This is a genomic window from Bacteroides sp. D2 (genome assembly GCF_025147085.1).
Taxonomy (GTDB): Bacteria; Bacteroidota; Bacteroidia; order Bacteroidales; family Bacteroidaceae; genus Bacteroides.
In genome coordinates, this window is sequence record NZ_CP102261.1 from 6,822,544 (window position 1) to 6,836,855 (window position 14,312).

At 43.0% G+C, this 14,312-nt stretch carries 10 protein-coding genes; 1 reads left to right on the forward strand and 9 read right to left on the reverse strand.

What is annotated here, in order from left to right; genetic code table 11:
• Nucleotides 1-19 precede the first annotated feature (19 nt).
• The 3 genes from NQ505_RS25740 to NQ505_RS25750 form a co-directional block, all read right to left on the reverse strand.
• Nucleotides 20-1,384 (reverse strand): PepSY-associated TM helix domain-containing protein, encoded by a 1,365-nt coding sequence (locus NQ505_RS25740; RefSeq protein WP_008998821.1) that lies wholly within the window; start codon nucleotides 1,382-1,384, stop codon nucleotides 20-22.
• Nucleotides 1,385-1,461: 77 nt separating this feature from the next.
• Nucleotides 1,462-2,868, reverse strand: a complete 1,407-nt coding sequence (locus tag NQ505_RS25745) for a DUF4374 domain-containing protein (protein WP_008998822.1) — start codon at nucleotides 2,866-2,868, stop codon at nucleotides 1,462-1,464.
• 63 nt (nucleotides 2,869-2,931) lie between these two features.
• Entirely contained in the window at nucleotides 2,932-5,394 is a 2,463-nt protein-coding gene (locus tag NQ505_RS25750; protein WP_008998823.1) for a TonB-dependent receptor, read from the reverse strand.
• A 118-nt stretch (nucleotides 5,395-5,512) separates the two neighbouring features.
• On the opposite strand from NQ505_RS25750, the gene NQ505_RS25755 reads away from it, so the two are divergent.
• A complete protein-coding gene (locus NQ505_RS25755) occupies nucleotides 5,513-6,436 on the forward strand; it encodes a LysR family transcriptional regulator (protein WP_008998824.1) in 924 nt (307 codons plus the stop codon).
• On the opposite strand, the gene NQ505_RS25760 is transcribed toward NQ505_RS25755, so the two are convergent.
• From NQ505_RS25760 to NQ505_RS25785, 6 genes are all read right to left on the reverse strand, one after another.
• On the reverse strand, nucleotides 6,416-7,267 hold the full coding sequence (locus tag NQ505_RS25760; protein WP_008998825.1) for an SDR family oxidoreductase: 852 nt from the start codon (nucleotides 7,265-7,267) through the stop codon (nucleotides 6,416-6,418). The two genes, NQ505_RS25755 and NQ505_RS25760, sit on opposite strands and share 21 nt — an antisense overlap.
• Nucleotides 7,264-8,487, reverse strand: coding sequence for an NADH:flavin oxidoreductase (locus tag NQ505_RS25765; protein ID WP_008998826.1), 1,224 nt, complete (start codon nucleotides 8,485-8,487; stop codon nucleotides 7,264-7,266). Before NQ505_RS25765 ends, NQ505_RS25760 begins: the two co-directional genes overlap by 4 nt.
• A gap of 55 nt (nucleotides 8,488-8,542) precedes the next feature.
• Entirely contained in the window at nucleotides 8,543-9,304 is a 762-nt protein-coding gene (locus NQ505_RS25770) for a DUF1295 domain-containing protein (protein WP_008998827.1), read from the reverse strand.
• Between the two features lie 183 nt (nucleotides 9,305-9,487).
• Nucleotides 9,488-10,831 carry a citrate/2-methylcitrate synthase gene (locus NQ505_RS25775; RefSeq protein ID WP_008998828.1) on the reverse strand — a complete coding sequence of 448 codons (1,344 nt, stop codon included), beginning with the start codon at nucleotides 10,829-10,831 and terminating at the stop codon, nucleotides 9,488-9,490.
• 26 nt (nucleotides 10,832-10,857) lie between these two features.
• Nucleotides 10,858-12,048, reverse strand: coding sequence for an NADP-dependent isocitrate dehydrogenase (gene icd / locus NQ505_RS25780; RefSeq protein ID WP_032853484.1), 1,191 nt, complete (start codon nucleotides 12,046-12,048; stop codon nucleotides 10,858-10,860).
• A 3-nt stretch (nucleotides 12,049-12,051) separates the two neighbouring features.
• On the reverse strand, nucleotides 12,052-14,295 hold the full coding sequence (locus NQ505_RS25785) for an aconitate hydratase (protein ID WP_008998830.1): 2,244 nt from the start codon (nucleotides 14,293-14,295) through the stop codon (nucleotides 12,052-12,054).
• Nucleotides 14,296-14,312: the final 17 nt, after the last annotated feature.

Here is a 14,312-nt window from a genome sequence, read left to right on the forward strand (position 1 = left end):
GCCTACCATTATACAGCCTTTATTTCTTCGTACCTATTAATTGCCTGATGAATTTCCTTATCCATAAATAATAGCCGGTCAGTGGTAATGCAGCCCCAATCAAAGCAGCAATAAAAGCAAGTATACGGGTAAACATCCCTCCCCAATTGCCGACATGTACTGAATAAATCCAACCGCGAATTTTTCCCGACTTGTCTTGATGTTGATAAAGAGTTGTTTCTGTAAATTCACCAGTATCCGTATTAAAAGAATAACGATCAGACGCACGCTGATTTCCGAAACGGTTCAAAGATACACTTGCCGTACCGGAAGAAACACTGATTTGCTTATATTCCGGATTTTGATACCTTAGTTTATCATACACTTCCTGCCAGTAAGCGAATGGCGAAGCCACAGAATACCGATTACTGTGATCGTTTTCCGGATATTCCTTACTGTCAAACCGCCTTCGTGGATATTCTCCAGCCTCCTGATTTCCGGCATGCTCTCTATCTTTTTTATGATTTCCAAATTGTTCTTTACCATTATGTGGCCTCTCTCCATGTTCTCCATTGTCTTTCCGACCTTTCGGACGCCCAGTTCTTTCACCATTTTGTGTATCATTGCCTTCTCTCTTCTTTTCTTGATGTGCCAGTCTGACATCTCCCTTTTGGAGATTACCCTTCTGTTCATGTCCTTGGGAGGTATGCTCTTGCATTTCTACCCCGAAGACTTTATAAAAAGCTGTCCGATACCACGGAAAGGACCATGTCAATCCCGTCAATGCCATAGCTAACAGAAAAATCAGGGCGTACATTCCTCCCGCCACGTGCAAGTCATACCAAAATCTTTTCCAACCTTTTGTTACTGTTATTTTTAGACTGTTTTTCAAAGACTTACGTGTACGAGGCCACCAAATAACGATTCCCGAGATCAATACAAAAACCAATAACAGTGTACTGACACCTACAATCATCTTGCCCCAAAATATTCCATCATTTCCCGGTTTCATACTATCCAACAGCCAGCGGTGCATCCGGAACATAAACGTAAAAAAACTACTGCGCTCACTTTTTCCTTTTACTTCACCCGTGTACTGGTCTACATATAAAGATGCGCGGCGTGGTTTGGAAAGATTGACCTGATAAGTACGCCCGGGATCAGAAGAAATGCTAACACCGGTCACAGATACACTGTCCGGCAATGTCGCTGCCACTTTTTCAAGTAACTTATCGATAGGAATAGGTTCCTCTTTTACTGTTTCTACATAGTAAAGTGCAGGACGGGACAACTCATTTACCTCATTCTCGAATACCAGCATAGCACCGGAGAAACAGATAAGAGTAATTATCAGTCCGAAAGGGACGGAAAGCCACAAATGTATTTGTCTGAAAATTTTCTTCATTGTATTTGGAGTGGTAAAAAGCCAGTCCCTCTAAAAAAGAAGAGAGAGAACCGGCCTTTATCTATTTTTATACTGTTTTATAAACTTGTTTCAGCAGCAGCACCCAGAATCAAATATTGATCTCTAGTTCCGAATGCCGTAAAACGCGGCATGGTAAATTCTGCCGAACGCTTGCCCAATGTACCGTCACTCTTCAGTTCGAAAGAATATGAAACTCCGGCATCACCTTGACGGTATCCCAAACCGTATGCATATTTTTGATTAGGGAAGAGCCAATGAGTTGCAGCATCCGTTTCTGTACTACCACCTTCCACTTTAATAGTTAATACAGCATCCGGATCATTTATTTCCGCTTCTGTTGCCGGAACCAAATAAGAGGCTTCCGAACTCGCAGCAGCAATTACATATTTCTCCAACGTCCCATTATTCATTTTACAAATAGCGGTAATACCTCCGTCAGCCTGAACAGTCGCCCCCTTAGTAGCCTTAGCAGCCGTAGCATCAATAATATAAATGGCGGGTTGTTGAACTGTAGATGAACCCGAAGCAGATTTCTGGAATACGACCGGAATATAGGCTTTACCATTTTCAACATAAACAAATCTTCCCATATCCGCCAATTCTTCAGCAGCCGGGAAATCGGTCACCTTAGTTAAAGTTCCGCTTTGAGAATCAAAAATTGCCATCATTTTTGCATCACTCGTAGAATCGTATTTTCCTTCTGTAGCGTACATTCTCAACAAAAATTTAGTACCTGTGATATGCCATACCTGGAAGAAAGAGAGTTTCTTTCCAAATGTAGCATTTGCCGCATCTTCTATATTAAAATAATAAGACTTGTCAAACTCGTTAGTTGTTGTGTTGACACGAAGCACTCCTGCATCAAGAGTCGTTTTATTTTTTTCATTACTTTGGCTCTTTGCTACACTGTTTGAGAAGACATACAAATAACCGTCATCTGCCGCACAAATAGTTGGGTAGAATTGAGAACGATAACGTGAAGTTGCATAGCTGATACGATTATCAGTGATGATAGTCGGCTTCTTATCAAAATTATTAATTCCGTCATAAATTCCAATCCAAACTTGATTAGGGTGTACAGTTGCACTTATTGACTTCTCTCCGGTTTCTTCATCTTCCGCAATCAGGTCTTCATATCCCTCTGCTGCTCCCGACTCAATTCCATAATCACTGAAACCCAACGGACACAAGGCTGTATACACTTTATCACCTATGGATTCAAAGCCGGATACGGTAAAATATTCTCCGTTTCCAACCAAATCTTCGGTTACCAGAGTGGAAGTTTTATACTTCTGCTGATCCGAATCAATAAGGGTAAAATTGACCCCATATTTGGGAGAGTCACTACCTGTTCCCTCGCCGTCGTCTCTCTGATTTCCCGGCTCATCATCACTACAAGACAAAACTGTCAATCCCATAACCATAGACACTGCAAGCATCCATAAAAAATTCTTTCTTACCATTTTTTGTTCCTATTAAAAATTGACTAATATTTAAAGATTAAGCTCAAAGAGCCTGTTCATTTTTTATCTGTTGAAATAATATCTGATTTTCCCATAAAAAGCACGACCGGCTTTCTGTAGACTAAAGTTGTCATAAAGCTTCTCATCTGTAAAGTTCTTACATTCCAGAGAAAAGTTGTAGCGGGAGTTCTTCAGACTATAAACCAAACTAAGATTATGAGAAAACTGACTTGGTACTCCCTTTTTATTGGAAGCCCCATGATTTTCCCAATGGAGAGGAAATTCATGCACATAATAATTATCATACGTTACTGTCAGTAAATTGCCCTTTCCAAAAAGATGATGCGCATAAAAGGAAGCATCTACGTTAGCAAACAAATAAGGAATATTCGGCATCCTTACTTTATAGGTAGTCGATTCACTCCCATTCAATCCGTACCTCTCGTAATCACGCGTGTTCAAATCGGTGAAATTTCCACCGATAGAAAACCATTTAGAATAATTATAGCGTACTTCCGCATTCCAGCCCATTGTTCTTACACGTCCATGGTTCATGTATGCTGCATATTGTGATGAACCTGCCAAAAACGTTCCGGTCAAACGCCGGATAAAATCCTTCGTATTTCTATACACAAATCCTCCTTCGACATATATAGAATGTTTTCCAAATTCGTGTGAGTAAGACAAGCTCGCATTTACGTTATGACTGTGTTCCGGTTTCAATCCTGCATCTCCCAGTTCCATATCATCATCACCAAACAATTCATCGGCTGTAGGAAGGCGTAACGCCTTTTCATACGAAAACTTTGCCTGAAATCCATCCAAAAACAAATATGTAGCAGCTATCCCATAGCCAAAGGCTCCGGTACTACCGGCAGACTCTTCATAACTGACTCTATTGTTGGAAGAAGTATCATCATTGTTGGTATTTCTCGGCCCACTACTGTACTGGTTATAGTATTTACCAAACACAGAAACATTCCACAAATCCTTATGACTATAACGATAAGAAAGTCCTGTGATATTCTTCCTTGATTTCTTTTCAATTTTGCTATACTGGGCGGCACCCGTAGCATCTGTTATATTAGCAGAAGAAGTAGGTTTACGCTCATACCCCATCAACACATGATTAAGCACGAAAGCATGGCTTTCACCCAAATGATAATTGGCAGTAAAGGTACCGTTCCAGTTATCGGTACTTGATTTATAGTCTTGATAACTCTGCTCGCCCAACTTACCTTTTTTATACCGCATTTGTCCCAGCCAGTTATATTCATAAGTTGCCGTATCAATATTTTGAGTAATATTACGATTATAGTTTGCAGTCAGGTTCACATCCAGACCTTTGAGTAATAAGTTTCTTTTCCGGTATTCCACCGAAGGCATAAATGAATGGCCTTTCCGCCGTTTTTGTCCGTATACAATTTCCTGTACAACACCGTTCTGGATTTCCTTATCATTTTGCGAATAGGTAAAGGTAAGCATCAAACGGTCGGCAAACGGTTTATTCACAAGCCCCACTTTACCCACAACAGCCTCATTATGATAAGTGTCGTGAAAGCGTTTCACCCGTTCTATTTTTTCCGAATCCCAGCCGGATACCCAGCCATCTTCATCTACCACTTCATCATAATGTTCCACCGGAGTATCAATCCAATAATTATTATCCGAATAATTCTGAAAAGCATTGATTTCGAAAGTAAACCCATTATCAGCCGTATGTCCCACATTCACATACGATTTATGGGTGTTGAAAGATCCATAAGAATATGAAGCATCGACAAATGTACGCCGCTTATTTCCGGTGACAATATTTATCACACCGCCCAAAGCATCCGTACCAAAGCCAACGGGTACCACACCACGATATACTTCGATACGCTCTGCAAAATTAATCGGAATATTATTCAGGCTGAACGAGCCTCCTACTCCATCCTGCGGCACTCCATCAATGAATAACTTGATGTTTTTTCCACTCATTCCATCTAAAGAAAGATTCATATCCGAACCCACCCCGCCTGACTCACGCAACTTCACACCAGGCACCTTCGTTAAAGCACTGGCTAAATCCTGCGTACTATTATGAAGTTTGGTTGCATCAATCGCTACAGCATTAAAAGCTGATTTATTCACCCGGTTCACTCCGGAAGTAGAAATCACGACTTCACTAAGCTCTTTCACATCAGGAGTGATGGTAAAGTTCATCTTTATCCGTTCTCCCCTTCTTAAAACCACTTTCTTTTCTATCGTTTTATATCCCATAGCGGAAACGACTAATGTATATTCGCCACCGGGAGCTTTAATATGATAAAGCCCCTCACGGTTAGTAGCAGAGCCGAAACCAGTCCCTTTCAGGTGAACAGTAGCAAAATCAACTATTTCTTTTTCCGTAGATATTATTCGACCCGATATCATGACTCCCTTCCCATGCTGCGAATAAGCTGACAGAGAGAAAATTAACATCAACAGTAGTAGACCTGTTATCCTCTTTATTTTACAACAAACAATCTTTTTCACCCGATTCATATTTTTATTTATTCTAAATAAGAATTATATTTGCGGGTGCAAAAGTATATAACAAGCATTAATTATAAAAATCATAAAAATTTGGTATCACCCAAACTTTTCTAATAAATAAGACAAGATGAGAGCAGACCTGGAGTGGTTCAGAACCTTTAAGGCTATATTTGATACAGGAACGATGAGCGATGCCGCCAAAGAGTTGAATATCTCTCAACCTGGCGTCAGCCTGCATTTAAGTTCACTGGAAAATTATATCGGACATCCGTTATTTGAACGTAACACCCGGAAAATGATTCCCAATGAACGAGCAAGAATGCTATACCGGCAAATATGTTACTCACTCACCAAACTGGAAGAAGTAGAAAACAGCGTCCGCAAGAGAAGTGGAAAAGAGAGAATGACTCTTTGCCTTGGAGTATATTCGGGACTATTTTCTCAACTAATAGCTCCTCATATCGCCGATTTAGATTTTAATCTCATCGTACAATTCGGAGACAACGACAAATTGAGTGAGCTTCTGGAAAGCGGTTCGGTAGACATTATCATCACTTCAACCGAAACGCCCATTCACAATATTTCATATCAAGTTCTCGGAACCTCCGAATTTATCGTCGCTGCAGGAAAAGAAACCGATATCTCTCAATTCCAGCAGCTGGATATTGAGAATAAGGGTCAGGTAAGAAAGTGGTTACAATCTCAACTTTGGTACAGCAATGAAAAAAATATATGGGCGCGTTTTTGGAAACTCAATTTCAAAAAAGAGAGCGATTTCGCACCCAATTATGTGATGCCTGACAAGAATACCATTCTCCGCTGTCTGGAAAAAGGTGTCGGCCTGGCACTTATGCCTCATTCTGTCTGCCGGGATTCTATAGAACGAGGAGATATTATATGCCTGTGGAAAGGATATGTAGAGATGAAAAATACACTCTACATCGGACATCGGAAAAACTCGATATTAAGCGATGAGATCCAACAGATCAAAGAAATAATGACAACTGAATTCGAAAAATGTCATAATGAATCATGTCAGCCACTGCGCTAACGACCGTTCCGTCACCTCCCACAACTGCTCTTTCTGCTCATGATTCGTGTATTTATCAGACAAGTTTTTTCGGTGGTTATTGACATACAGTTGTCCTGTCACGCCTGCTTCCTTTTCATCCAACAATAAACCGACTGCCGTAGAAGCGCCTTTCTTCGGTTTGCGGATAAAAGGACGGAAAAGAATATCCGTCAACGGATCGAACCACTTATGCATCGTAATGATATTAGTAGAAACAATTCCCGGATCAGCGGCATTGACGGTGATTCCTTTCTCACTAAGTTGCCTGGAGAGTTCGAAAGTAAATAGTAACAAAGCCAGTTTGGTGTTACTGTAAACAGGAATTCTCCAAAAACACCCCGTTTTTCCTCTGTGAAAGAAATCGGGAAAATCAAGTTTACCAATTGCGTATGTACAGGAAACCATATTGACGATACGCGCTCCACGCACCATCAGCGGAACCAATTTCCGGGTAAGCAGATAAGGTCCCATATAGTTCACACTTACCGTTCGCTCAAACCCATCTGAAGTAGTATGAAAACCTGTCTCCATCGTTCCGGCGTTATTCATTAACAGAGCAATGGGAAGGTTTCTTTCCAATATCCGGTTGGCAAAAGAAACTACCGATTGCATGGAAGACAAATCAATAGCCATTACTTCCAAATACGGGTTTTCGGTTTCCTTGCTCAAACGTTCGCGAACAAGCTCCGCTTTCTTCGGATTATAACATGCCATTATGATTCGATAACCGGCTTTGGCTACGGCACGTGTTATTTCTGTCCCCATTCCTCCGTCTGCACCGGTGATAATCGCCCATTTCATTTCACTCATTTTTTCTCCAATTTATCAATCTCCTTTTGCAAAGACAAAGGGATTTGTTCTTTCAAATGTTGATGACAAGCCATTTCTATCGTATACATACGACCGATGCAATAATTACTGTGTCCACAGTTGCAGCGTGCCTGTTCCTCCTTTTTCATCCGGTTTACAAATCCCGGTTCGTTGAGCAAAGCTCTCGCCATCTGCACGGCATCAAAACCGGAATTGAGCACTTCATCTATTTTCTGGCGGGAAACAAGACCTCCGACATAAATCAGCGGCGCATTCGGAAGAGCTGCCCGGAATTTTAGTGCATCTTCAAGGAAATATGCTTCTTTAAAAGGCACAGAGGGTATCATCCATTTACCAAACATACGAACCCCATATTTTAACCACCAGCAATTCATATAGTAAGACATCGAACGGATCGGCATGGCACCCCGCATCACATACATCGGTGCACGGCTCACAAAGCCTCCACTCAACACCAATCCATGAACGCCATGTTCCAATAGACGTTTGGCCACTTGTATCGATTCGTCAATCTCCATGCCTCCTTTGAAACCGTCACGCATATTCATTTTCACGAAAACAGCCATATCATTGCCTGCCGCTTTCATCACTTCTTCCATCACCAGGTCCATAAAACGCATCCGGTTTTCGAGCGAACCACCGTATTCATCTTTCCGATGATTGGTATATGGAGAAAGGAACTGACTAATCAGATATCCATGTCCTGCATGTACTTCAACAGCGTCAAATCCTGCTTCTCTCGCCAGATTGACTGCATTTCCATACGCTTGTGCCATTTCCGGCAACTCCTCCTTTTCCATTCCACGCACAAACGTAGGAGAGTAAAGATTAAAACCCGAAGAGGCGGATATAGGAGTGACACCACAAATATTCCGATGGGACATATTTCCACAATGTCCGATTTGTATACCCACTGCTGCACCTTCATCGTGCACAGCTTTTGTCAATTCATGCAAACGGGGAATAATAGAGGGGCGCAACCACAACTGACGGTCGAAAGAAAGTCCGCTTTGCGTCACAGCGGCATAGGCCACTGTTGTCATACCCACTCCTCCCGCAGCTACCGAACGATGGTAATCCAGCAACATCTGCGTAGGAGTATTGTCCGGACACATGCTCTCAAAAGCTGCCGAACGGATTGTCCGGTTCCGCAACGTCAAAGGGCCAAAAGTGACCGGACTAAAAAGTTTAGATTCCATAGTAGTTATATTTATTAAGTCATATTTAAGTCGTGATGAAAAGTGCCTCTAACACCTAATAAAGGAAAGGGAACACTCGTTTCCGTTCTCCCACCGCATCTCCAAATTCTTCGCAATAACGGCACCAGATAGCATTAGCACGGGGAACAAGGTTAGCAATCGTCCACCAAAGGAAAACAAGTCCGGAAAGGGAACAGGTGAGTATCGCCCATCCTGCCCATTCTACTATTTCACCAAAATAGTTGGCGGAAGTGACATAACGGTACATTCCTTTTTGAGGCAGATAATGCCGGGTATCTCCCGGTTTACGCAAGTGCCGGATGATATAATCCGAATGCCAGTTCGTCAGCATACCTGTGAAAAAAAGCAGTGTGCCTATAATAAACCACGGTGAAGTGAACCAACCGGATTGATACATCGTTTCGGGAGCAAGATAAAAGATCCATTTACCTTGCATATAGCCATTCAGCAAATTAAAAAGAACACCCATCGACATGATTGCCAGCGGCATCTTACTTTTCCCCGTCAATAACAGAGGAAAAATGAAAGCACGCTGAAAGTAGTGAATCTGGAAGAACAGGAAAAAAGTGAAGATCACCGGTTCAAACCGACGCTCGGAATATATCCACATTACGGACATCACCAGGAAAACCGGAGCTTCCATCAATATCCAGGCTAGTTTATTGGATATAGCTACGCCCCACGATGCCGTGCGGAAAATGCCATATCCGGCTTTCACAAAGTAAAGGGCGATAAAAACAACCAAGGCAATCAGGCTCATCACGCCCAGAAACAGATTAAAAGCATCTATATTCATGTCGATCTTTTTTTTGTAACACGCAAAAATAACAAAAATGAGATGAATGACGGTACAAAAAAGAGAAAGAATCTGAAATACATTCCTTTACGAACATAAAAACAGCATTCCCGAACGCATACCTGGAATTACCAGGCATACATCCGGGATCACTTATATATTCAATAAAAGGATTTGTTTTTATCAGCGTTTCTTGATTGGAATATAAGCCAAATCATCGAGTACATTCTTATAAGCCGGGCGGATAATTCGTTTGCCTTCGAAGGTCAATTCTTCATTACGATGTGCACACCAGCCTACGATACGCGCCATAGCAAACAGAGGAGTGAAGATTTCCTGCGGTAAGCCGATCATTTCATACACAAAGCCTGAATAGAAGTCAATATTGCTGGATACTGTCTTTCCGTTGTTTTTAACACGTCCGAAAGTAGCGATAGCACGTTCTTCCAACAGTTCGAGGAAAGCAAATTCGCTTTCTCTTCCTTTTTCACGGGCAAGGTCACGAGCCAATTCTTTCAACAGAAGAGCACGGGGATCGGAGATCGTATAAACGGCATGTCCTATTCCGTAGATCAGTCCGCTCTTATTATATACTTCCTTATTCAACATTCGGGTGAAATAAGTGTCTATCTCATCCACACTTGTCCAGTCTTTGATATTTTCTTTCAGATGCTGGAACATGTCGGCAACCTGAATATTTGCACCTCCGTGAAGCGGGCCTTTCAATGAACCGATACCTGCGGCGATGGCCGAATATGTATCCGTTCCGGTAGAAGAAGTAACGCGAACGGTGAAAGTGGAGTTGTTACCACCCCCATGTTCTGCCTGAAGAATCAGCAACAAATCGAGGGTACGAGCATCGAGTTCGGTATAATTTCTTTTCAGCATGTACAGGAAGTTCTCGGCAATAGAGAGTTTTTCCTGCGGATGGCGGATATGCAGAGAACGTCCGAAAGTAGCATGACGAAGCATATTGTACGCATAAGCAATGATAGTGGGGAATTTCGAAATCAGTTCAATACTCTGGCGCATCAGGTTATCCCGGGAAGTATCATCCGCATTCGCATCAAAACGGTACATTTCGAGCACACTGCGTGAAAGAATATTCATAATGTTGTTTCCTTCCAACTCTATGATATTCATTTTTGTCTTCTGCTCCAACGGCATATTGTCGTTAATCAAATCACGGAAAGAAAGCAGTTCTTCTTTATCCGGCAGACGTCCGGAAAGCAACAGGTAAGCCACTTCTTCAAAACCAAAACGTTTCTCTTTGATAATGGCATGCGAAATATCTTCCACATCATAACCACGATAGAATAATTTTCCCGGTATCGGTTTCAGTCCACCACCCGGAATACGTTCATAGCCTACTACATTACCGATTTTGGTTAAACCTACCAATACACCTGTGCCGTCTTCATTACGCAATCCACGTTTCACATCAAACTTTGGGAACAATTCATTATCAATCCGGGTAGCTTCCTTCATCTCCTCGGAAAGTTTGTAAATCAGGTACTCTTTTTTCATCTTTCTTCGTTTTTTATTCGTTACTTTTATTTTTCAATTCTTTCCACGATCTCACGAGTGAAAGCGGAAGTAGAGAGGGAGGTTCCATTCGGCATAAAACGAGCTAAATCGTGTGTAGCACGAGCGTCCAGGAAGCTTTGTTCCAAGGCTTTCTCTATCAGAGCAGCCGCTTCTTTCCAATCAAAATATTCGAGCATCATCACTGCCGAAAGTATAATAGAACAAGGGTTCACCACATCTTTTCCCGCAATATTGGGAGCTGTTCCATGAGTCGCTTCAAAGATGGCATGTCCTGTTTGATAGTTGATGTTTGCTCCCGGAGCAATACCGATACCGCCTACCATAGCTGCGAGTTGATCGGAAACATAGTCTCCATTCAGGTTCAAGGTAGCTATTACGGAATATTCTTCGGGAATCAGGAGTGTATTTTGTAAGAAAGCATCGGCAATGCAATCTTTTATCACCAGTCTGCCGTCTGCCAAAGCATCGGCAAATTCACGTTGTGCCAGTTCGTAGCCCCATTTCTTGAAACCACCTTCTGTGAACTTCATGATATTTCCTTTATGCACCAGGGTTACAGAAGGTAAATGATGGTCGAGTGCATACTGGCAGGCAGCACGTACCAGACGTTCGGTACCCTCACGTGATACAGGTTTCACACCGAAAGAAGAGGTTTCCGGGAAACGGACTTTTGTTACTCCCATTTCGTCTTTCAGGAATTTATAGAACTTTTCAGCTTCCGGAGTACCGGCTTCCCACTCGATACCTGCGTAAATATCTTCCGTATTTTCACGGAACACGCACATGTTCACTTTTTCAGGTGATTTGACAGGCGACTGTACTCCCTGATACCAACGGACCGGACGAAGGCAGACATATAAATCAAGTGTCTGACGCAGCGCTACATTCAACGACCGGATTCCACCTCCGACAGGAGTTGTCAACGGGCCTTTGATCCCTATCAAGTATTCCTGAAAAGTTTCCATTGTTTCATCCGGCAACCAGGAACCAGTTGCATGGAAGGCACGTTCTCCCGCCAACACTTCTTTCCATTCGATCCGACGTTTGCCGCCATAGGCTTTCCGGATAGCTGCATCCACTACGGCTTGCATGGCAGGAGTCACTTCCGCTCCTACTCCATCACCGGTAATATAAGGTACGGTAGGCACATCAGGCACCAGCAACGTACCATCTGTTTGCATGGTTATCTTGCTCATTTTTTATCTTGCATTTAAAGCAGAACCGGCACGGAACCAGGCTATCTGCTGTTCATTATATGTATGTTGTACTTCAAAACTTTCTTTCGTTCCGTCTTCGTGATGAAGAACAATCGTCAAATTACGACCGGGTGCGAAATGGACTAAACCTACGACTGACAGAAGATCATGTTCCTGAATCTTGTCATAATCCGCCTTGTCTACAAAAGTAAGAGCAAGCATTCCCTGTTTCTTCAGATTCGTTTCGTGGATACGGGCAAAACTCTTAGCCAGAATGACACGCACATTGAGAAAGCGCGGTTCCATGGCTGCGTGTTCACGGCTGGAACCTTCTCCATAATTCTCTTCGGCAACAACTATAGACGGAATACCTTCAGACTTATACATTTTTGCCGTACCGGAAACTGTTCCATAAGTATTTGTTGAACGATTCCAAACGCTGTTCGTTTCACCGTTAAAAGCATTGACAGCTCCCATCAGCATATTGTCGGAAATATTCTCCAAATGTCCCCGGAAGCGGAGCCACGGACCTGCCATAGAGATATGGTCGGTAGTACATTTGCCTTGTGCTTTAATCAGTAAAGGCATATTCAGTAAATCCTGTCCGTCCCACGCCGGGAAAGGCGTCAGGAGCTGGAGACGTTGAGAATCAGGCTTCACCTTGATTTCCGTTTTTGCTCCGTGTGGGGCAATATATCCCTCATTTCCGGATGTAAAACCTTTCAAAGGAAGTTCATCTCCTACAGGTTCGGATAGTTTCACCTTTTCTCCGTCATGATTTACCAGTCTGTCTTTCAACGGATTGAAGCAGAGGTCACCAGCAATCGTTAATGCCATCGTCAGTTCCGGAGAAGCTACAAATGCATAGGTATTCGGATTACCGTCAGCACGTTTGGCAAAGTTACGGTTGAAAGAAGTAACGATTGAATTTTTCCGTGTCGGATCGTCCGTCTCGCGTTTCCATTGACCGATACAAGGACCGCAGGCATTTGCCATAATCGTGGCGCCCAACTGTTCAAAAGCTTCAATCATACCATCTCTTTCGGCAGTAGCCCGGATTTGTTCCGAACCCGGATTGACAATCAACGGAGCAGCGACACTCAAGTTCTTTTCAGTGACCTGTTTTGCCAGAGAAGCCGCACGGCTCAAATCCTGATAAGAAGAATTGGTACATGAACCAATCAAGCCCACCTCCATTTTGCGAGGGTAGCCGTTCAATAACACTTTTTCTGCAAATTCGGAAATTGGAGTAGCGGCATCCGGTGTAAACGGTCCGTTTATATAAGGTTCGAGTTCCGACAAGTCTATTTCAATTACACGGTCATAATAGTTGGATGGTTCGTCGGTCACTACATCATCCGCACGAAGATCGGCATCGACAGCTTCAGCCCAATCGACTACACAATCTCTGCCGGTAGCTCTCAAATAGGCAGCCATGCGCCCGTCAAACGGGAACAGAGAGGTAGTAGCCCCTACTTCAGCACCCATATTACAAATGGTAGCTTTCCCGGTAGCAGAAAGGGATTCGGTTCCGGGACCAAAATATTCAATAATAGCATTCGTTCCTCCTTTTACGGTAAGAATGCCGGCCAGTTTCAGGATTACATCTTTCGGAGATGTCCAACCACTTAGTTTTCCGGTCAGACGAACACCGATAATTTTCGGCATTTTCAGTTCCCATTCCATTCCTGTCATCACATCCACTGCATCCGCGCCACCGACACCGATAGCCACCATGCCCAGTCCGCCTGCATTAGGAGTGTGAGAATCCGTTCCTACCATCATACCTCCGGGGAAAGCATAGTTTTCGAGCACTACCTGGTGGATAATACCTGCTCCCGGTTTCCAGAAACCGATGCCGTAACGGGAAGATACATCGCGAAGGAAGTCATATACTTCTTCATTGGTCAATCTTGCCGTAGCAATATCCTCCTTTGCACCTTTGTACGCCTGTATCAAGTGATCGCAATGTACTGTTGAGGGCACAGCCACCTGATCCTTACCTGCATTCATAAATTGAAGCAATGCCATCTGCGCAGTCGCATCCTGCATAGCTACACGGTCGGGACGGAAGTTCACATAATCTTCTCCCCGTTTGTAGTCTTTTAAATCGGCTACATCATACAGATGAGCATACAAAATTTTCTCGGCCAACGTTAAGGGGCGTTTCAATATAGCCCGTACGTGTTCTACCTTTCCTTTATAAGCAGCGTAGAAAGCTTCTAACATAGTCACATCATATACCATATTGTTTTATCTTTTAT